Origin of the sequence: Acinetobacter sp. YH12046 (assembly GCF_013419905.1) — a bacterium.
Taxonomy (GTDB): domain Bacteria; phylum Pseudomonadota; class Gammaproteobacteria; order Pseudomonadales; family Moraxellaceae; genus Acinetobacter.
The window spans coordinates 61,410-82,526 of sequence record NZ_VOZF01000010.1; the positions used below are offsets into that span (position 1 = coordinate 61,410).

Annotated in this window: 20 protein-coding genes; 10 read left to right on the forward strand and 10 right to left on the reverse strand. The window is 42.6% G+C overall.

The annotated features are described in order from the left end of the window. Positions 1 to 13: 13 nt before the first annotated feature. A complete protein-coding gene (gene cxpE / locus FTU03_RS08020; protein ID WP_179992671.1) occupies positions 14 to 1,234 on the reverse strand; it encodes a chloramphenicol efflux transporter CxpE in 1,221 nt (406 codons plus the stop codon). A 135-nt stretch (positions 1,235 to 1,369) separates the two neighbouring features. On the opposite strand from cxpE, the gene purM reads away from it, so the two are divergent. Together purM and purN are read left to right on the forward strand one after the other, a co-directional pair. After that, positions 1,370 to 2,440: a phosphoribosylformylglycinamidine cyclo-ligase gene (gene purM / locus FTU03_RS08025; protein WP_179992670.1), complete on the forward strand. Its 1,071-nt coding sequence runs from the start codon at positions 1,370 to 1,372 to the stop codon at positions 2,438 to 2,440. Positions 2,441 to 2,446: 6 nt separating this feature from the next. Then, positions 2,447 to 3,076, forward strand: coding sequence for a phosphoribosylglycinamide formyltransferase (purN, locus tag FTU03_RS08030; RefSeq protein WP_179992669.1), 630 nt, complete (start codon positions 2,447 to 2,449; stop codon positions 3,074 to 3,076). A 63-nt stretch (positions 3,077 to 3,139) separates the two neighbouring features. Here purN and FTU03_RS08035 read toward each other — a convergent pair whose 3' ends face one another. Both FTU03_RS08035 and sppA read right to left on the reverse strand, forming a co-directional pair. Further along, the gene (locus tag FTU03_RS08035; protein WP_179992668.1) at positions 3,140 to 3,943 is read right to left on the reverse strand and encodes an alpha/beta fold hydrolase; all 804 of its coding nucleotides are present in this window, start codon (positions 3,941 to 3,943) and stop codon (positions 3,140 to 3,142) included. After that, on the reverse strand, positions 3,940 to 4,962 hold the full coding sequence (gene sppA, locus FTU03_RS08040; RefSeq protein WP_179992667.1) for a signal peptide peptidase SppA: 1,023 nt from the start codon (positions 4,960 to 4,962) through the stop codon (positions 3,940 to 3,942). Before sppA ends, FTU03_RS08035 begins: the two co-directional genes overlap by 4 nt. A 127-nt stretch (positions 4,963 to 5,089) precedes the next feature. Between sppA and FTU03_RS08045 the strand changes: the two genes are divergently transcribed. Continuing rightward, entirely contained in the window at positions 5,090 to 6,064 is a 975-nt protein-coding gene (locus FTU03_RS08045; RefSeq protein WP_179992666.1) for a lysophospholipid acyltransferase family protein, read from the forward strand. Here the strand turns inward: FTU03_RS08045 and FTU03_RS08050 are convergent. From FTU03_RS08050 to FTU03_RS08060, 3 genes are all read right to left on the reverse strand, one after another. Next, a complete protein-coding gene (locus tag FTU03_RS08050) occupies positions 6,053 to 8,512 on the reverse strand; it encodes a DNA internalization-related competence protein ComEC/Rec2 (protein ID WP_159124048.1) in 2,460 nt (819 codons plus the stop codon). The two genes, FTU03_RS08045 and FTU03_RS08050, sit on opposite strands and share 12 nt — an antisense overlap. Positions 8,513 to 8,596: 84 nt before the next feature. After that, positions 8,597 to 9,280 carry a lipoprotein-releasing ABC transporter ATP-binding protein LolD gene (gene lolD, locus FTU03_RS08055; protein WP_159124049.1) on the reverse strand — a complete coding sequence of 228 codons (684 nt, stop codon included), beginning with the start codon at positions 9,278 to 9,280 and terminating at the stop codon, positions 8,597 to 8,599. After that, on the reverse strand, positions 9,273 to 10,508 hold the full coding sequence (locus FTU03_RS08060) for a lipoprotein-releasing ABC transporter permease subunit (protein ID WP_179992665.1): 1,236 nt from the start codon (positions 10,506 to 10,508) through the stop codon (positions 9,273 to 9,275). The genes lolD and FTU03_RS08060 overlap by 8 nt, the downstream gene beginning before the upstream one ends. A gap of 26 nt (positions 10,509 to 10,534) precedes the next feature. Here FTU03_RS08060 and FTU03_RS08065 point away from each other — a divergent pair, with 26 nt between their 5' ends. Then, a complete protein-coding gene (locus tag FTU03_RS08065; protein WP_159124050.1) occupies positions 10,535 to 11,098 on the forward strand; it encodes a PilZ domain-containing protein in 564 nt (187 codons plus the stop codon). Between the two features lie 20 nt (positions 11,099 to 11,118). Here the strand turns inward: FTU03_RS08065 and FTU03_RS08070 are convergent, their stop codons facing one another. Together FTU03_RS08070 and FTU03_RS08075 are read right to left on the reverse strand one after the other, a co-directional pair. Beyond that, complete coding sequence (locus FTU03_RS08070) at positions 11,119 to 12,012, reverse strand: DMT family transporter (protein ID WP_159124051.1); 894 nt, start codon at positions 12,010 to 12,012, stop codon at positions 11,119 to 11,121. A gap of 15 nt (positions 12,013 to 12,027) precedes the next feature. Continuing rightward, positions 12,028 to 12,513, reverse strand: a complete 486-nt coding sequence (locus tag FTU03_RS08075) for a YaiI/YqxD family protein (protein ID WP_159124052.1) — start codon at positions 12,511 to 12,513, stop codon at positions 12,028 to 12,030. A gap of 249 nt (positions 12,514 to 12,762) precedes the next feature. Here FTU03_RS08075 and FTU03_RS08080 point away from each other — a divergent pair, with 249 nt between their 5' ends. Then, positions 12,763 to 13,695: a hypothetical protein gene (locus FTU03_RS08080; protein ID WP_159124053.1), complete on the forward strand. Its 933-nt coding sequence runs from the start codon at positions 12,763 to 12,765 to the stop codon at positions 13,693 to 13,695. Positions 13,696 to 14,096: 401 nt separating this feature from the next. After that, positions 14,097 to 14,237 carry a hypothetical protein gene (locus FTU03_RS08085; RefSeq protein ID WP_004784652.1) on the forward strand — a complete coding sequence of 47 codons (141 nt, stop codon included), beginning with the start codon at positions 14,097 to 14,099 and terminating at the stop codon, positions 14,235 to 14,237. A gap of 57 nt (positions 14,238 to 14,294) precedes the next feature. On the opposite strand, the gene serC is transcribed toward FTU03_RS08085, so the two are convergent. Beyond that, on the reverse strand, positions 14,295 to 15,377 hold the full coding sequence (gene serC / locus FTU03_RS08090) for a 3-phosphoserine/phosphohydroxythreonine transaminase (protein WP_166137710.1): 1,083 nt from the start codon (positions 15,375 to 15,377) through the stop codon (positions 14,295 to 14,297). A 436-nt stretch (positions 15,378 to 15,813) separates the two neighbouring features. On the opposite strand from serC, the gene FTU03_RS08095 reads away from it, so the two are divergent. From FTU03_RS08095 to FTU03_RS08110, 4 genes are read left to right on the forward strand one after another with little or no spacing between them, the layout of a single operon-like run. After that, a complete protein-coding gene (locus tag FTU03_RS08095; RefSeq protein ID WP_179992664.1) occupies positions 15,814 to 17,295 on the forward strand; it encodes a TolC family protein in 1,482 nt (493 codons plus the stop codon). An 11-nt stretch (positions 17,296 to 17,306) separates the two neighbouring features. Beyond that, on the forward strand, positions 17,307 to 18,386 hold the full coding sequence (locus FTU03_RS08100; RefSeq protein WP_179992663.1) for an HlyD family secretion protein: 1,080 nt from the start codon (positions 17,307 to 17,309) through the stop codon (positions 18,384 to 18,386). Continuing rightward, positions 18,387 to 19,529: an ABC transporter permease gene (locus FTU03_RS08105; RefSeq protein WP_125278445.1), complete on the forward strand. Its 1,143-nt coding sequence runs from the start codon at positions 18,387 to 18,389 to the stop codon at positions 19,527 to 19,529. It abuts the gene before it with no gap. After that, positions 19,526 to 20,617 (forward strand): ABC transporter permease, encoded by a 1,092-nt coding sequence (locus FTU03_RS08110; protein WP_179992662.1) that lies wholly within the window; start codon positions 19,526 to 19,528, stop codon positions 20,615 to 20,617. Before FTU03_RS08105 ends, FTU03_RS08110 begins: the two co-directional genes overlap by 4 nt. A 33-nt stretch (positions 20,618 to 20,650) precedes the next feature. On the opposite strand, the gene FTU03_RS08115 is transcribed toward FTU03_RS08110, so the two are convergent. After that, entirely contained in the window at positions 20,651 to 21,070 is a 420-nt protein-coding gene (locus FTU03_RS08115; protein WP_125278447.1) for a DUF3887 domain-containing protein, read from the reverse strand. Positions 21,071 to 21,117 lie beyond the last annotated feature (47 nt).

Below are 21,117 nucleotides of genomic sequence, written 5' to 3' on the forward strand. Positions count from 1 at the left end.
GATTCTGATGGCCTTATGAGTCTTTATGAAGAGGTACATCCATCTTACTTGATTTCTTTCCCTCTTGCAGTGGTTTTGCTTCTGACTTTTTCATTTCAATATCAACATCTAAGTCTGAAGTTTCTACGCTTATGGAACCTGTAGCCGGATCATTCATGACGACTGCCTGATTTCCATAAAAGTGTGTATGTTCGTAATATTCACGTGCATGTCGCAATAGAACCACAATGACGGCTGCAACCGGCAATGCAATTAGCATTCCCATGAAACCCGCCAGTTGAGCACCCGCCAGTACCGCAAATACAACTGCTACTGGTGATAAGCCAATTTTATCGCCAAGCAGGAATGGTTGCAGTACATAACCTTCTACCGCCTGACCGACCATAAAGACCACACCAACCAGAACCAGTTGCCACCAGTCAATCCCGAATTGCAGGAAGGTCGCAATGACAGCTGCAATGATCCCGACCGCAAATCCCAGATAAGGAATAATACTGGCCAGGCCTGCCACCATACCGATAATCAAACCGACTTCAAGACCAATCAGTTGTAAGCCCACTGCATAAACAATTCCCAGCAGAATCATCACCAGAAACTGTCCTTTGACAAAGGCGCCCAGCACACTGTGGCATTCACCTACAATTCTTAAGGTGCTTTCTTCATAAGGGCGTGGAATCAGGCGACGCAAGCTTTCCAGCATACGATCCCAATCCAGCAGGAAATAGAATGCAATAATTGGAATCAGGACAATCGTACCGCCAATCTGCAAGAAGTTAATTCCAGATTGTGCAAGGCGTAGCAGGAAGGCCTGAATACTGTCAGCACTATAATTGGTTTGCACATAGTCCATGACCACATCAGAAATCTGTGTGGTATCAATTTCCATTTCAACGACATTGAAGGTATTCGACAACCATGGCAAAAAGGTTGAATTAATCCAGCCAATGACCGCAGGTATATTGTCACGCGCATAAATCAGCTGCTGCCAGATCAACGGCACCAGATACCAGATCGCCAGGATCATAACGATCCCGATTCCAGTAAAAACGATACTAATAGAGAGCCAACGCGGCAGACCGATATCGTGCAGTTTATCTACCAGCGGGCTGAACAGATAAGCCATTAAAAACGCTGCAACAAATGGAATTACAACGGGTTTTAGTAAATATAGAATCCACAACAACAAAGCTATCCCAGCTAGGATAAACACGCGACGCAATGTGCGATCTACCATAAAGTTTCGCCTTCTCTCTATTAATCGTTATAAAAAGTAAAATATTTTAATAAAGATAGCATTTTAGGGCATAAATACCATAAGAGTTTTGCATATTCAGGTTATAATCCCCCGCGCGAATGCGGAGACTTCATTATGAGCAACTCAACTTCTACCCCAAACACTGGTTTAAGCTACAAAGATGCAGGTGTCGATATTGAAGCGGGAGACGCGTTAGTCGACCGAATCAAGTCCGTCGCTAAGCGTACTAAACGTCCTGAAGTAATGGGCGGATTAGGCGGTTTCGGCGCCCTTTGTAAGATCCCTAAAGGTTATGAAGAACCTGTTCTCGTATCAGGCACAGATGGTGTTGGTACAAAATTACGTCTGGCACTGAATTTGAACCGTCATGACACCATTGGTCAAGATCTGGTTGCAATGTGTGTGAACGACCTTCTCGTTTGTGGTGCTGAACCACTGTTCTTCCTGGACTATTATGCGACTGGTCACCTAAATGTGGACGTGGCTGCAAATGTTGTAACAGGAATCGGTGCTGGCTGTGAACTTGCAGGCTGTGCACTGGTTGGTGGTGAAACTGCTGAAATGCCAGGCATGTACGAAGGTGAAGATTACGATCTTGCAGGCTTCTGTGTCGGTGTAGTTGAGCAAAGCAAAATTATTGATGGCTCTAAAGTAAAAGCGGGTGATGTACTCATTGGTGTTGCATCTTCTGGTGCACACTCAAACGGTTATTCGTTGCTTCGTAAAATTCTTGAAGTTAAAAATGTTGACCTGAATCAAATCGTTGATGGTCGTCCACTTGCAGATGTTGCAATGGAACCAACACGCATTTATGTGAAATCTATTCTTGAACTGCTAAAACAGGTTGATGTACATGCGATGGCACACATCACGGGTGGCGGTTTACCAGGCAACCTGCCTCGCGTATTACCAAACGGTGCTCAAGCAGTCGTAGATGAATCTTCTTGGGAATGGCCTGAGCTGTTCAAACTTCTTCAACGTGAAGGTGGTGTAGAGCAGTTTGAAATGTATCGTACCTTTAACTGTGGCGTAGGTATGGTTCTTGTTGTTGATGCAGCAGAAGCAGACAAAACTGTTGAGCTAGTCAACGGTTTGGGCGAGAAAGCATGGACCATGGGTCATATTGCAGATAATGCCGAGTCTGTAGAAGGCGCTGACGAAAAAATCCGTGTGATCTTCGCGTAATTTCGCATGATTAAAATTGCTGTACTTGTTTCAGGCAGTGGATCGAACCTGCAAGCCCTGATTGATGCCAATCTGTCAGGAGAAATTGTCGGGGTGCTTTCCAACAAGCCTGAAGCATTTGCTTTAGAGCGCGCTCATAAAGCAGGAATTCCGACTGCAGTCATTGAACATAAGCAGTATCCAAGCCGGGAAGCTTTTGATGATGTCATGCATCAGCAGCTTCTGGACTGGGATGTTGATCTAGTGGTACTTGCGGGCTTTATGCGAATTTTAAGTGAAAAATTTGTGAAAGCCTGGGAAGGGAAAATGCTGAATATTCACCCTTCTCTTTTGCCACATTACAAAGGCATGCATACCCATCAGCGTGTCCTGAATACTGGTGATGTTCTGCATGGTTGTACAGTGCATTATGTCACTCCTGAACTGGATGCCGGCCAAGCCTTAGCACAGGGTGTGTTAAAAGTATCGCATCAAGATACGGCTCACACTTTAGCTCAGCGGGTACATGTACTGGAACATCTGATTTACCCACAAGTGGTAGAATGGATCTGTAATGGGACAATTCAGCATACTGAACAAGGTGTGTTGTATCGTAATGCAAAAATGCAAGAACCTGTTCAATTCTGCAAATTCTAAAAGTCCAAATATAAAAAACGCATCCTCGGATGCGTTTTTTTATTTCTTTAGATGAGGTGAACTTTAAGCAGACAGTTGCTGAATCAGTTGTTTGACCAGACTCGCTACTTGCTCAGGCTGCTCTAATGGGAACATATGCCCACCATCTACTACTGTAAATGGAATGCCAAATTTCTTTTGCACTTGCTGCGGAAATCTGCGCGCCAAAAATGGACCTTTCTTGGCAACCACCAGATGTACTGGTACTTTTGGTTTTGCCTGAGGTAACCACCATAGCGATGGATTGGTTCTAAAGATATTCACTTCATCCATTTTAGGAATGGTGAGTTCAACTCCACCTCGAACCGGATCATCCTTTAAGGCATAGTCAATATAAGCCTGGAAGCAATCTGCATCAAAATCCTGATAAAAGCCTTTCGGTCGTAGCAGTTCAGCTGCCTGTTCCCGAGACTCCCAATGATCACGACGGCGTTTCGACAAACCTGCAGGTGACATCTGGTCCAGTGCTTTTAAGCGAAAAGTTTTTGCAATATGCAACGCAAAGGCTTCTTTGCCCATGATCATCGGCGGATCAAGCATAATCATTTGCGAAAAAAGTTCCGGACGCTGTAAGGAGGCCTGAAAACTCAGGACTGAACCTAATGAATGCCCCAAACCAATTACCGGACGTCCATGAGATTGGCGCACAATACTGTCAATCACCTGCTGAGTCAGACTTTTCCAGTGATTATCAATCGGATAACGCTTATCAGGCCCTAATAACGGCACATAGATAATATCGTAATCATCTTGTAGTCCTTCAAACAGCTTTTGATAGACTTTAGATGGCACGCCATTGGCGTGCGCAAAATGAATCAATGGTTTCATTGTAAGGTCGTTTTATTTTCTGACTGAAGTTTCTGTGCCACTGAAGTTGCAATTCCTTCACCAATCGATGAACCCATACGACCCAGTACTGACTCAAATGGACTATATTCAATAGTGTAGTTCAGTGCTTTTTCAGTTTTTAGTTCACGCTTCAAAGTATTTAAACTGCCAATACGGTCTGCAATACCCAATTTCACCGCCTGTTCACCGGTCCAGAACAGACCTGAGAAAATAGCAGGATCAGTCGATTTTAATTTAGCTCCACGTCCCTGCTTTACAGCATTAATAAAGTGACCATGCACATTATCCAGCACACCTTGTACATGCGCTTTTTGCGCAGGATCAACCGGCTGTGTCATGGACAGCAAAGCTTTATTTTCACCTGAAGTCATGGTGCGGTCTTCAACTCCAAGTTTTTGCAGCAGGTTATTCACACCATAGTTCGGCATGATCACACCAATTGAACCGACCAGACTCGATGGATTGACAATGATTTCATCTGCAGCGGATGCAATATAGTAAGCACCAGAAGCTCCGGTATCACCAATCACGGCATAGAGTTTTTTCTCAGGATGCTGTTTTTTCAGATACTGGATTTCCTGCCAGATTTCATCTGACTGGACTGGTGAACCACCCGGTGAATTAATATTTAAAACAACAGCCTTACTTTGCTTGTTTTCAAAGGCTTTTTTGAGTGATTTGATGGTATTGCTACTATTTACGCTTTGCTTGTCTGCGGCAATCGTGCCAATAATATCAACCACAGCAATGTGTGCACCTGCGCCTGCACTTGGATCAGAAGCACTCATGCTACAGCCTTTACCCAGCGCAAGAATGACAACCAGCAGATAAGCAAAGGTTAGAAATTTAAAGAAGATCCCCCAGCGACGTGCCCGTCGTTGCTCTTCTACTGAAGCTAAAACTGCTTTTTCCAGCAGTTTCCATTCTGGGCCAGTCGGTTTAACTGGTTGTTGCGTATTTTGTATTTGATTTTCAGGTTTTGGTGGCCAATCGGACATAAATAATCCAATAAATTAATTTATATTGAACCCATTATATACACCGAAAAGGGTAATTCTGTCTAAAGAAACCGTTTTCGCCTATAATAAGTGCTATTCTTTTTTATTTTATCAATATTACAACTCAATGACTGAACGCAGCTCAAAGAATTCAGCTTACGGTTTACTCAAATATATTAGCCGCCAACCGCTTTCAGTTTCCCGATGGATTGCGCGTATTCTTGCCTTAATCGTTAATATTTTTAAAGTTTCTAAAACTTCTGATGTAATTCGCCTGAACCTTGAGATCAGTTTGTCTGAACTGTCGACACAGGAAAGAGAACGGATTACCCGTGCCGCGATTCGCAATGAACTGATGTCTTATTTCGAATTTTTCAGTATTTGGGGTTCGAGTAATCAGAAAAATATTGAGAGAGTGCATAAGGTTATAGGCGAAGATTTACTGCATGATGCCTTGGCACAAAATAAAGGTCTGGTACTAATTGTGCCGCACTTTGGCACTTGGGAAATCATGAATGCCTATGTTGCGCAATTCACTTCAATGACCATCATGTATAAGCCTGTAAAAAATCAGGCAGCGGATCAGTTTGTACGTGCAGCTCGTAGTCGCGAACAGGCCAATCTGGTGCCGACAGATGAGTCTGGTGTACGACAGATTTTCAAAGCCTTGAAGCAAGGTGGCACCACTGTCATTCTGCCGGATCATACACCCAACGTTGGCGGTGAATATATTCCTTACTTTGGTGTTCCTCTAGCTACCAGCAATCTGAGTGCCAAGCTGATCCAGAAAACTAAAGCTCGTGCCCTGTTCCTTTATGCCCTGCGTAATGAGGATGCTGGCTTTGATATTCATATCGAGGCCATAGATGAAAAAATTTATCAGGGAAATGCTAATCAAGGTACAGGCATCATCATCAACACGATTGAAAACCTGATTCAGCGTCATCCTGAACATTATCACTGGAGCTATAAACGCTTTAGAGCTCACGAAGATCTGGGAAATATTTATAAGCTTGATCATAACCAAGCTTTGTCCAAAGTGAACCAGTTAAAAACTTCTAATCTGGCTGCTGTTGAACCATCTCTAGAATCAGTCAGTTAGATTTTGTTTTTGTAACCATTTCCAGCGACTTCTTTCAGTTTCTAGAATGATTTGAGTTCCTTGCTGATGAAAATGCAGGCTGCCATGCTCTGCTGTAGTCAATAGAGGAATATCCAATTCTTTGAGACGCTGTTGAGTCAACTGACTTGGATGCCCGTAACGATTAAATTTTCCAGCAGACGCAATCGCCAGTTTAGGACGATAGTGCTGCAAGAATTGATAAGCTGAACTGTGCTGACTGCCATGATGGCCTAAGACCAAGACATCCACTTTTAAATCGGGGTAGTCTTTGAGTAACTGATATTCAGTCTGCCAACCTGCATCTCCCATCAGCAGAAAATTCTGATAAGGCCAGACATCTTTGAGCTGCAAATACACTACACAAGACAGGTCATTTTTATTGAAATTAGCAGTATTTAATTGTTCTAGTTTTGGTGCAATGACCTTAATCTGCACATCATTCTGCCATTGCCACCGCTGTCCCTGATAACATAATTGAAAGTTTGAAGAGGCTGCAGTTTCGGTCACTTCATTGGCATAGATATTCTTAATCTTGAGCTGGTCTTTAATGCTGTGATAAGCACCACTATGGTCCTGATCCAGATGCGTTAAAATCACCTGCTCCAGTTGAGAAACACCTTGTACCGACAGAAATGGCATGATTACCTGCTTCCCAATACTAAATTTTTCCTCATCATAATAACCGCCCATATCGATCATCATGTTATGAGTTCCATAACGAAAGAATATCGCCTGCCCTTGCCCGACGTCCAGCACCGAAAGCTGAAATGGCGGATGATTAAATTGAGGAACACAAACTGGTACCGCCGCGACAGCTATCCAGGATTTTGGTAATACGCCTCGTGGTAAGAATAAAATCAGCAAAGACAGAATACATAGCCCAATCATCCAGTGATTCATTGCAACTGGAATTAACTGCGGTTTAAACCAGTGATCCAGCAGATTTAAGAAGCCCAACAGGATATTCAGCAACAGATCATTAAGCTGAAATAGCATGCTTGAGACCGGTTCAGCGATAAAAAAGAGAATTGCTGCCAGAATATCGATCGGTACAATCAAAAGACCGATCCAGGGAATTGCGACCAAATTGCTGAACGGTGTGATCCAGGCAATCTGCTTAAAAAACAGCATCATTAAAGGAAATAAAGCGAGAAAGATTTTCCACTGTGATTCCACTAGCACTTTAGCTGCAAAATACAGTTTTTGTATTGCTGTCTGATTTTGCTCGGATGGTCGCTGTTGAATGGTCTGATAAATTCTGAGCAATACAAAACAGGCCCCATAGGATAGCCAGAAAGCCGCGGACAAGATACTAAAGGGATCAATGAATAACAGTAAGGCGGCGCTCAGAATCAGAAGTTTTAAAGCCTGCAGATTTTGTCGAAGCAGCATGAGGATGACACCAATCATACAGATCAGCAGAGTGCGGATTGCCGGGATTTCAAAACCCACAAAGGCACAGTACAGCACCACACAAAACAGAAAAGGTAAAGCCAGAAAATACTGGCGTGGCCATCTTAGATAAAGCTGAGGCATACTTCGTGCGACAAGTAGCCGAAGCATAGTACAGACCATCAGGGCAAAGATCAGCACATGTGGTCCGGAAATCGCCAGTAAGTGACTCATACCCATACGTCGAAATTGCTGTTCAGTTGCAGGATTTAAAAGGCTTTCATCTCCGGTGAGCAAAGCCAGAAGCAAACCTTTATTTTGTACAGGTTGTCGTGCTATGAACTCTCTTAATTGCAGCCGCTTCTTCTCTACCCAAAGTAGAAATTGCTGAGTTAAAGCTCTTTGCTCTCGAATAAACTGACTATACCCCAGTGTAGAAACAGTAGCTGAATCAAGTTGCTCTATCTGTTTGATCCGGAAACCTGCCATCATATTCTGTTGCAGTGCCCATTTTTCAGCATCAAAAGCACCGGGCGTTGCATAACTGTGATTAGGACGTACCTGCCCTTGCAGCCGGTAATAATGCCCCAGTTCAAGTGCATTATTTTCATGATTCGCTGATAGTTGTGAAGTATTCGATGAGGTTTTAGGTAGAAAACCCATCCAGGTTACGGTGCGTCCATCGAGGTTTAATACTTCCAAAGGCTGCTGGATGGATTGTTCACCGAGTTTATTCAAGCGTTTGACATAAACGATAATGTCTTTCTGCAGTACTTCATGCTCGACATTCAATAGCCGTTGGCTGAGCTGTTGATTGGCATAACCATATCCCAAAAATGTCCCGAGTAGAATACAGGTACTTACCAGCAATCCTTTATGTAAGGGCTTTTTCAGAACAGTATTGAGCTTGGAACTACAGAAATAAAAGAGCACAGCAAGAAATATCACTGAGATTGAATTCAACTCAATATTCAGAAAAGATTTTCCCATACTGGCAAGGCCTAAAATCCAGCCCAGACACAACCATTGCAACATGAAGATTTTCTTTTTTATTATTATTTTCAGGCAATAATAAAGCCCACCGAAGTGAGCTTCAATTAAAGAAGATTATTTCTGTAATTAGTCATTCATCCATAGACCATCACGCATATGTAGAATCCGGTCTGCCGAATGTGCCAATTGTTCATCATGGGTCACAATTAACATGGCCATATTGAATTCACTACGTAATTCAGTCAGCAACTCAAAGATTTTATCGGCTGTTTTACGGTCCAAGTTACCTGTTGGCTCATCTGCCATCATTAACTTCGGCTTGGTCACCACGGCACGAGCCAGTGCTACACGCTGACGCTCGCCCCCTGAAAGTTCGCCCGGTTGATGGGTTAAACGATGGGTTAATCCAACACGCTCCAGCAAGTATTCTGCCTGCTGTTTAGCCTCTTTAAACTTGACGTTTTTACGAAGCATTAAAGGCATCGCGACATTTTCTAGTGCAGTAAACTCTGGCAATAAATGGTGGAATTGATATACAAAGCCCAAATTTTCATTACGGACATAGCCGCGTTCTGCTTCAGATAAATTGTCAAAACGGCGGCCATTGACCATCACTTGTCCGGCAGAAGGACGATCCAATCCTCCCAGAATATGCAACAAGGTACTTTTACCGGAACCACTTGAACCGACAATAGAAACAAATTCCCCGGCCTTTACCTGCAATGAAATCCCTTTGATCACATCAACCGTAGATTTTCCATCTGTAAAAGATTTCTCGATATTTTGGGCATCCAGAACCAGATTACTCATAACGCAATGCCTCCGCCGGTTGAATTTTAGCAGCACGGAATGCTGGATAAATAGTGGCTAGGAAACTTAAGGCAAGTGACAGAACTACAATCACGACCACATCCTGCCAGCGCAGATAAGAAGGTAAATAGTTGATGAAGTAAGCATCAAACATATTCAGGCCAAGTGAATTGTTTAACCAGCCAATAAAACTACTAATACTGGTGGCGGCAATAATCCCGAGAATGGCACCCGCACAAGTTCCGATTACGCCGATCACAGTACCTTGAACCATAAAGATTCGGGTAATCGTGGCAGGTGAAGCACCCAAAGTACGTAAAATTGCGATGTCGGATTTTTTATCTGTGACCACCATTACCAGTGAAGACACGATATTAAATGCTGCGACCAGGACAATCAGGAATAATAATAAGCTGACCATTGCTTTTTCCATCTGAATTGCGCTGAACAGATTACCGTGGGTATAAGTCCAGTCAGAGGCATAGAAGTTACCCGGTAAATCACGCACAATTTCCTGAGAAACCTGAGGCGCTGCGAAAATGTCATCCAGCTTCATACGTACGCCTTGTGCACCATCTGGCAGACGTAACAAGGTTGAAGCATCGTTCAAGGCAATATAACCCATCATCGAATCAACTTCTGCACCAATGCTGAAGATCCCAACCACTTTAAAGCGTTTAAAACGTGGCACAACACCCGCTGGTGAAGGCGTCGCTTCAGGTAGAACCAAGGTAATATTATCGTTCAAGCCTACGCCCATGGCATCTGCCATCTGTTTGCCTAAAACAATCCCAAATTCACCTTTTTTCAGGTTATCAATACTACCCTCGACCATATGGTTCTGGATGATCGAAACTTTCTTCTCATACTTTGGTTCAATTCCGCTGACCATAATTCCGGCAACTTGCCCTTGAGCCGTGAGCATCCCCTGTAACTGGGTAAAAGGAGCCACACCTTGAACGTGTTCATGCCGCTCAATCTGCTTTGCAAGTTCAGGCCAATTTGTTAGAATTTGCGTCGAAGAAACAGTGGCTTGAGGAACCATCCCCAAGACGCGATTTTTCAACTCTCGGTCAAAACCATTCATGACAGACAAAACTGTAATGAGGACTGCTACACCGAGCGTGAGACCGATCATTGAGACCAATGCGATAAAAGAAATGAAGTGGTTACTACGCCGTGCGCGAGTATATTTCAACCCTATATACAGCGAGATTGGTTTGAACATAACCATCTAGTCCGAGGTAATAAATTATGGAAAATGTACAGCATCCAAACGGATTCACTGAAAGACGAGTCCTGTCTCGAATCGATGCTGCTTTACGAATCAATTATCAGATTATTTCCGATGATGTTGCCTTGAATGATCCTTACGATGCTAATTTCGTATTGCCCCGCTATTTTCTACTACTTGCAGAGCTAGATCAATTTGATCATGCTGTTAACTACGAATTAGAACAATTATCTGAAAAAGATCAACAAATTGCTCGAATCTTATCCTTATTCAACCAAAAATTAAACCTTATTACCGGTTCTTTGTATGACGCAATTGTACAAAGCATGTTACCTGTACCGGAACATGTGAACTTTTCAGAGACTGGTTTTAGCTTCTTTAGTGATCAGCCGATTAGTGAAGGAACCTATCTGCATGTGACTTTAAGTCACCCGGAAAACTTCTTCCACATCGCGGCAACCGCTCAGGTGGCCTACAGTCGTGCAGAAGAAAACGGGAAATATCGTACGGGTGCTTATTTCATTACCCTGCATCCTCAGGATCGCGTCAAACTGGGCGAATGTGTGAAAGCCAGCTTTGCTTAAGACTGGTATCTATCTTTTTATTAAAGGCGGGCTTTATAGCTCGCCTTAATTTCTTTAGCGAAATAAACCACTAAGCCAAACAATAAGATTACTACACCCACCAAAGCAATGAGCGGCAATTTTTCATTATTCAATAATACACCTACCAGCAAGGCCAGCATCGGTGTCAGAACGGTGGTTAAAGATAGAGTCGTCGGCTTAATCTTCTGTACCAGTTTGAAATAACAGAACATCGCAATCAGTGATGCCATAATTACCGCATATACCAGACCAAATAAGGACTTGGCATGCGGCATAGCAGTGGGTGCGTATTGCCAGATAAATGGCAACATACCCAGAGAAAAAACGACTGACAAACCAATCGAACCGGCCGCCTGTGCCATAGGATCAATTGGTGCATTGATTTTCTTCACCCAGAACATAGATACGCAATAAACTAATACACCAACCAGAGCGATCACGATTCCAATTGGCTGTATATGCTGATCTGCATCACCTAGACAGATCACCGAAAGTCCGATTAAAGCGATTCCCATTCCCAGCCATTGATTTAGCGAAAGTTGCATCTGAAAGACAAAACGCCCAATCAGACCTGAAATTAGGGGTGCCAAGCCGAACATTAAGGCAATGATACCGGAACTTAAATAATCCGTAGACCAATAAGTAAAAATTTGCGAGCCGATAAAACTGCATGCACCCGCCAAGTAACTATGCAGGGAAACACGATCAAGCGGTAATCTGGTTTTAAATAACCACAATAATCCTAAGGCCAAAGGAAGTGCTAGAAAAAACCGGATCGCCAATGCCCACATCGGATGCAAATCTTCCACACTCCAGACAATCGCGAGCGGTGTGGTGGACCAGATGAAAACCAGCAAGGCATAGGTCAACATCAGGTTACTTTTTGGGGGCATACTTGATCTCGTTTTTTATTTAATCGCAGTTTTACGTTTCTGTTTTTGAATGGTTTGATCTAGAGAGCTGGAAAATTCACGTTTATCACGTTCAGAAATCGGCGGTGGGCCACCGGTTTGTACACCAGCCCCCCGCAAGGTATCCATAAAATCACGTAAATGTAGACGTGCTTTGACGTTAGCCACTGTATAGATTTCGCCACGCGGGTGAATCGCGATACCACCCTTCTCGATGACTTGAGCAGCCAAAGGAATATCCTGCGTCACCACAATGTCATGCTCTTTCATACGGTCAACAATTTCCTGATCTGCTGCATCTGCCCCGCTCATGACCTGAATAGAATTGATGCGAATTGAGGGTGTAATTCCTACCGGCTGATTAGCCACAAAAGTGACTTCAAGCTGATAACGATCGGAGGCACGAATAATTACATCTTTCAGAATACGAGGTAATGCATCTGCATCGACCCAAAGTTTGAATGGCAACACACAGCTTTCCATAAGGGAGAAATTTGGACTAGTGTAGCAAATCAGAGGATGCAGGTTGATGCCTAAAACTGCTCTTTCTCTGAATATCCTGGTATTTAAATACTCAACTCAACCGTATTAAATGAGTCAGCCACTCACAACTAGAAAAATATTTGACTTCACATGATTTGCATTTTAATTTTTAAATTCATTCGAGTGACTTGAAAAATCGTAATGACCCTCGATTAACTATAAATAAGTCATCCAAGATCAATTGTGCATATGAAAAAACAGAATAGCCCAGAGATCATCACTATTGATGATCAAAATTTCGGTAGTCATGTCGAACATTGGACCTTGCTTACTGAAAACCCAGGCACAGATGTTCCTCAATGGTTAGGCAAAGCCCTTGATGCACCTGTAATGCCGATGGGCTTGTGTACACAAGAATGCGATATGGATGAAACCACCTGGCTGATTCAGGGACCGAGCAAAGCTGCGGTACAGTTAAGCCAAGTGATTGCCGTAGAAAATAACAAGCCGCAGGCTGTGAAAACTGCATTCCCAGGCTTTGACAGTCCCTACCAGGTAAAAGCCACGATTGACCGGATTATTTCTTGTAAATCCGACACCCAAGCTGTGTTGCGTCTCAATCTGGGTGCCAACAATATCATCTATGCCTTTGATACGCTGTACAGCGTCAACCGGTCGCATTATGAAAAAGACCAGTCTTATATCGTCAACTTAAATGCCTGGGCTTATGAACTGGAAGTGGTGACTGATCATGAACATTTAGTCGTGGATGATCCTGCCTCTATCAAACATCACCGTGCCCTGAATGCAATTCTTGCGGAAAATAATGGTGTTGCACCGGATAATTTACAGGAACAGATCGATGCTTGGGAGCCGAAATCTGAAGAAGACAAAGAACCGGTAACGGTTGATTTCTCCAAAATGGTCGCTTATCTCTATGGTGAGACCATGGGTCAGGAAGATGAAGCCTGGTTCCAGGGCAATATTGTCGGTAAAACTTCAATGCAATTTATGGATCAGGACTACATGCTCTATGATGTTACCCTGATTCATGATGAAGGCCAGCCGGCTACCTTGATCCGTGTAGCCACCCGCAATGACAAGCATAAAGATTTCCAGATTGGTCAATATATTCGGGGCAATCTGTGGATTCAGGCCAATATCTATCGAAAAGCAGCTTAAGCTGAATATCCAGATCGGAGGCTCATATTTTTATATGGGTCTCCTGTTTTTTATTTATTTTAGTGCGATATTCTCTCAATTCTGATTATTTTTTATCCACAATTGAAATCAGAATTAATGGATTTTGAATTTATTAAAAATAGATTTATCCACAGATTTAAATTCAAATAAATTCATTTTCAATGTTATCTTAAACTGAATAATCATATTAAAAACATTATAAAAATAATGACTTAATATAATAGTTCTATTTTTATGAATATATTGAGGCCAGTTATTTAAATAAAATTAATACTTTATGAAGTTTAGTTAAGAATGTACTTTATTTAATCAATTTTTTATGGTAAAAATACGATCAACAAATAATCATTTACGATAAATAGATCGGATAATAAATATCTATGAAAATCGTTCAAGAAGAAAATTTACAGCAGGTTGAGCATCATCTTGGCTCGCGTTATCAGCTTGATATGATGTCATGCCTATTTTTCGTATTGGGTATGCTCATTTGCGGCTATATCTTACATAACTTTGTTTTTTAACCCGAATTAAATGATAAAAAAACCCGGCCAATTGCCGGGTTTTTTAATTCTCAGGAATTAAGCATTGCGTTTAGCAAAGTCATCCATGAAGTTTACCAATGCCTGTACACCTTCTAACGGTACGGCATTGTAAATACTGGCACGCATACCGCCTACTGAACGGTGGCCGGCAAGGTTAAGCAAATGGTTTTCTTTTGCTTCTTGCAGGAACTGTTTTTCAAGTTCAGGATTTGCCAAGGTAAATGGAACGTTCATGATTGAACGGTTTTCTTTGGCAATCGGATTTGCATAGAAGTCGCTAGAATCGATATAGCCATAAAGCAATTCAGCTTTTTGCAGGTTCACTTTATGAATCGCGTCTACACCGCCCTGTTCCAGTAACCATTCAAATACCAGACCAGATAAATACCACGCATAAGTTGATGGTGTGTTGACCATCGAACCATTTTTCGCTTGATCTGCATATTTCAGGATGCTTGGAATTTCAGGTTTAGCCTGATCAAGCAGATCTTCACGGATAATAACCAGTGTTAAACCTGCAGGGCCAATATTCTTTTGCGCACCGGCATAGATCAGGCCGAATTTAGAAACATCAATCGGTGCCGACAGAATGCTTGAAGAGAAATCACATACGAGTGGCTTATCAGTTTCTGGCACATGGGCAAATTGCAGACCGCCAATAGTTTCGTTATCTGCATAATGCACATAAGCGGCATCATCAGAAAGATTCCATGTGCTTTGATCAGCAATCGCTAATTTACCATCTTCAGTTTTAATGCCTGCTTCAACCACATTGATATCGCCATAGCGTTTAGCTTCTTTCAATGCTTTTTCAGACCAGATACCGGTACGGATATAGTCAGCTTTGTTGTTTTTACCCAGCAAGTTCAATGGAATTGCCGAGAATTGCAAAGATGCACCACCCTGCAAGAACAGTACTTTATAGTTCTCAGGAATATTCATGAGTTTGCGAAGGTCTGCTTCTGCCTTTTCCGCAACTGCAACATAGTCTGCACTACGGTGGCTCATTTCCATGATCGAAAGACCTTTGCCCTGCCAGTCAAGCATTTCAGCTTGAGCCTTTTCAAGTACGGCAGTAGGTAATGCAGCAGGACCAGCACAGAAGTTGTACGCGCGCATGATTTTTCCTTTCAGAGTGAAACACAATAAAATGATGGCATTTAACCATATCTGGACGTCGCTTGCACAAAATTATTTCTATCCAAGAATGAAGATAGAGTCAAAAAACCAATCTAGATTCGGGGGATAATTTGAATATCTTTGATTTTTTTGTTCTAACTCGGTGATTTCATTTATGAGAAATTGTACAGCTAAAAATATTCAATCTCATCCAATGCTTAGAAGATGTTGAATCGGCCGCTAATATAAAATAATTGAAAAATGAATTTAAACTCGGCTCAAGTTTTAGAGTGACATAGAACTATCAGCTTGAAACTTGAGAAGTGAATTGTTTCAAATTACAACAATACTACAACTTAACCCATTCCTGCACTGCAAGCACTTGATTTATAATGCAGCTTAGACTGAATTAATGTGACTTTTACATTACCACTTTATGAATATGAAGAAAAATAAACAATGTGTCTGCTGGGGTCTGACTGTGCTTGCATCTATGATGTATGGCAGTTTTGCTTATGCACAAAGCATCAGCTTTAAGGATGCAGAACAACAATTGTTGCAACGTTCCTATAGTAGCCAGGCTTTTCAAAGTCTGGAGCAAGCGTCAAAACTTGAAGCAGAAGCTGTCAAAGGTATTGGCCTACCTCGTGTTGACCTGAATGTTCGTGCCTATGCCTTTCATAGTGAAGTCGATATTCCATTAAAGCAGTTTAAAAATAATCTGGAAAATTCACTCTCTCAAGGCGTGAATGGCCGGCTTAATGAGTGGGAAGCCAGTAATGGTGTGGATCTACCTGCAGGTATTACTGATCCACTGCGTGAAGGACTTAACAATACTATTCATAGCGGAGTTGGTCTGATTCCGGATACGTCTAATGTAGTCCTTGAAGATCAGGTGATTCGTCCCACTGTTTCCGTGATGATGCCACTATATACCGGAGGCCTCACCCGTAGCGCCAAAGAAATTGCCAATATTCAGTCAGGACGTAGCGAACTTAGTAATCAGCAGCAACAGGATACGCAGCGTTTTGAACTAATTCAGTCCTACTTCAATGTGCAGCTACAAAAACAGTTACTGGATGCGGCACTTTTTAATTCAAATGCCATGCAACAACATTATCGTAATGCTCTGAAGCTGGAACAGCAGGGTTTTATCAGTAAAGGTCAACGCATGCAGTTCGAAGTGGCACGCAATAATGCTGAACGCGCACAACAAAATACCCAAGCCAATCTGAATGCTGCCCTATTTCAGCTAAATAATCTGTTGCTGGATAGCAATATCACCGAGCTAAGCACACCTTTGTTTGTGAATCGTGCTGAACCACAAAATGTGAATATTCTGCTCAGCAGTTTTAGTCAGAACTCTCCCCTGATCAAAAAAATGCAGATGGATACCGAACTGGCCAAAGCCAATGTCAAAGCCCAGCAGGCCGCTAAAAAGCCAAATGTTTTTGCGTTTGGTGAATATAGCCTGGATCAACATCAAAACTGGATTGTGGGGGTTGCAGCACGTTATAACCTGTTCTCAGGCATTGATAAAAATAAAAATATTCAGGCTGCAGAGCTGAAACGCTATGCCGCTGAACTCATGACGGCGCGTACCCAGCAGGAGATTGAAAACCTGATTTATAAATCATTTAGTGAAGCAGTCAGCGCCCAACAAAGTGATGCTCTACTTCAGCAGAACCTGAAAGCAGCTCAGGAAAACCTACGTATTCAGGAGTTATCCTTTAAGGAAGAAGTCGGGACAGCCACTCAGGTCATCGATGCCCAAAACATGCTCAGCAGTTTAAAGGCAGAAATGGCATTAAACGCTTATAAATATGTAATATCTCTCGCGACCTTATTACAGAGCCATGGCTCAATTGTTGAATTTCCAAATTACATGCAACATGCCAATACCCACTATATTCGTTAATGGAGCCAGACATGACAGATGAGCAAAAGCCAGAACATCCTGTTGATGAAACGGCTTCAGAAATCAATTACAGTGAATCAGAGCCAGATAATCCTGAAAGCACAGAAAAAAAATCGCGCAAAAAATATCTGCTTTTAGCTTTAATTCCAGTGATTCTTGCTTTGATTGGGTTTGGCCTATGGAAAACCTATCAACCCAAAGAAATCGAGCTACAAGGCCGGGTTGAGGCAGAAACCGTTCAAGTGGCCACCAAAGTTCCAAGCCGGATTGAAAAGATTTATGTACAGGAAGGCGATAACGTCAAGAAAGGCCAGGCGCTGGTAAAATTGCATAGTCCTGAAATTGAGGCGAAAAAGCAGCAGGCCTTAGCTACTTTACAGTCTGCATTAGCACTTCAGTCCACCGCAGAACGTGGTTCTCAGGAAGAAAATATCGCTTCTCTGTATGCCAACTGGCAGTCACTAAAAGCACAGGAGCAACTCGCTAAAACTTCCTATCAACGTGGAGCTAACCTGTTTAAGGAGGGTGTCATTTCCCGCCAGCGCCGAGATGAACTGTTTGCAGCTTCACAATCTGCATCCCAAATGACCGAAGCTGCTTATCAGCAATATGCCCGGGCTAAACGCGGCAGTACACCAGAACAGAAAAGTTCTGCAGATGCTCAGGTCGATATAGCCCGTGCAGCAGTCGCCGAAGCCAATGCACTAGAAGCAGAAACTGAATTATTGGCACCGATTGATGGTACCGTCTCCAAAACCTATGGAAATGCCACTGAGCTGGTGGCAACCGCAGTGCCAGTGGTCAGCCTGATCTCGGCAGAACGCTGGATTAGCCTGAATATTCGTGAAGACCAATATGCCGCTTTAGGTAAACAGCAACAGCTTGAAGGGTTTATTCCGGCACTGAATCAATCAGCTACTTTTAAAGTAAAAAATATTAGTGCTGAAGGTGAATTTGCCACCATTAAAACCACGCGCCAAACCGGTGGTTATGATGTCCGCAGTTTTAAAGTTCATCTTGTGCCAGTCACTGAAATGCCTGAGTTAAAAGTCGGCATGAGCGTGCTGTTTAAATTGAAAGAGCCAAAATAAATGGCTTCTGGATTCTGGGCGGGTATTCAGCGTGAAATACGCTATTTATGCAGAGAGAAATGTGATCTGACTCTGGTTCTGCTCGCCCCAGCCTGTATTCTGATTTTACTTGGCAGCATGTTTGCCAAAGGCAAACCGGATCATCTACCAGTCGCCATTATTGATCAGGATCAAAGTAGCCTGAGCAGCAAGATTTATGATCATTTATCTTTGAATCATACCCTACAAGTGCATACCATTTCTGATCAAACGGTCGAAATCGAAAAGCTATTAAACGAAAATAAAATCTGGGGCTATATTCATATTCCTGCCGGAGCCGAGCAACGACTGGTCAAAGCTCAGGATGCTGAAATTAGTATTGCTTTTAATCAGAGTTATTTTAGTATCGGGAATACCATTTCTTCGGCTATGCTACTTAGCACCTTGCAGGCTCTGGCTGAATTTACCGGCAAGCAGTATCTGGGCAACACGCTCCCCTATCTGGAAGCACCTACACCGAATATTAAAATTTCCCCACTGTATAATCCGCAGCTGAATTATGAATTTTATCTGGAACCTTACATGGTGCCGGCAATTTTGCACTTGCTGTTATGTTGCTGTGTGGCTTTTGCTGTGGGTCAGGAAATTAAACGACATACTGTTAGTCATTGGATTGCCCAACAAAACTTGTGGTCGGCACTGCTGTCTAAAAATCTGGTTTATGTAGCAATATTTTGTTGCTGGACCTGGGCTTGGATGTTTTGGCTGGTCGAAATTCGCGGCTGGTTTATTGCCGGGTCATTATGGCCAATTCTTCTGGCGCAAATACTGTTCTATAGTGCCTATGCCTTTATCAGTAGTGCGGTGGTTCTGGCCACTCAAGACCTGACCAAATCTTTTGGTCTACTAGCAGTTTATGGTGGTTCATCGCTCAGTTTTGCTGGGGTGACTTTGCCCCTTAATAATGCCCCACTATTCACCCAGTTCTGGGCCAATATTATTCCCTATACACCCTATGCCAAATTACAGACGGAGCAATGGGTGATTGGCAGTCCGCTCTCTCTTTCACTGCAACCGATGTTCGTGCTCGTCATTTATGTCGTGCTTTATGCTGTGCTGGCCTATGTCTTTCTCAAAAAAACAGCCAAAGGAGTGTCACCATGAAATCACTCTGGAAAGCTTATTGCCAAACTTTTAAAGACATTATTAGCAATACCAGTATTTTTACCACGCTGATTTTATCGGTTCTGTTTTACAGTTTTTTTTATCCGACCGCATATAAGGCAGAACAGGCAGAAGCCTTGCCGATTATTATTGTCGATGAAGAGCAAAGTGCTTTAACCAATACTATTATCAGTCATGTCAGCCAAAGCCCGAATATAGAGATTAAGGCGGTGACTGGAAATTTTGCTGAAGCTAAATATTGGGTGGAAACTCAAAAAGCTGACGGGATTTTATTATTACCAGATAATCTTTCTCAATCTATCCTGCATGGTGAAAATGGCGGGATTGGACTGTACTTAAGTGCTGCTAACTTTTTAATTACCAAACAGATTGGTTTAGGCTTGGTCTCTTCAGTAGAAAATACCTTAAGTGAATATGCTGAACGCTTTAGCGAGATTTCACACTTCTCTCCTGCCCTATCCATTCACCAGATTCCATTATTTAATACGCTTTCTGGCTATGGCAGCTATGTGTTTCCGGCTGTTGCGCCATTGATTATTCATCAGACTATTTTTCTAGGCCTGAGTATGTTAATTGCGTTGTATCGAGAAAGTAGACAGGTGATTAATCTGACCACCTTAAGTGGCATCAGTTTGGCGATTCTGACCATTGGCTGTCTGGGCTGTTATTACCTGTTTGGTTTTACTTTCTGGTATTTTGATTATCCCCGTGGTGGAAATTTCTGGGGCATGCTGCTTGCTGTACCTGTCTTTGTATTCTGCATGATCGGTATCACAGTGCTGTTCGCCAGTTTTCTGGACATGCCAGAACGCGCCGGCCATATCATTGTTTTTACTTCGATTCCGCTCTTTATGCTTTCAGGAGTCGCCTGGCCGCATGCTGCCATGCCAGTCTGGGTCCAACTTATTGGGCAAGCCTTACCTTCGACCCAAATCGTGCAGATGTTTATTCAACTCAATCAGATGGGTGTGCCCACTTATATGATTCTAGGAAAGCTTGCTTATCTATTGGTGATCGGCATCATCTGTATGGTCTTAGGCTATTATCGGCTACGCCCACGTTCTTAAATCTGGATTTACTCAGGCTATTCGCATTGAAAATTATTCACCAAATACCTGAATATTAAAGTTGCGGATTTTAGTACTGCCATTCGGCTGGTCAAAACTCACATCATACTGAACCAGATTTTTTGGATAGACAATTTCATAGCTGACCTTGTATTCACTCGGTTTACCGTTATTTTCCTCGAAGTTCTTTCTCATGATAGTCTTGGACTTATATTCACCTTGCGGAATTGAACGTGAAAAACGCTTCATGATTTTTTCATTATTTTGAAACTCTGCCTGTAACTTCGGTTCAAGCTGAGCTAAAAACTCGTCATATTTTCCATCACGCAGATCTTCATAAGCTACTTGCGCAGCCTTTTCCTGTTCAGGGCTTGGATCAGGCATACTATCCATTGCATTATTACAGCCACTAAGTGCAATAGCTGCGGTCAAAAGCATCAATCTGGTTTTCATTATCTATCTCTCATTTAGCCGATGTGTAAAAAAGGACGCCGAAGCGC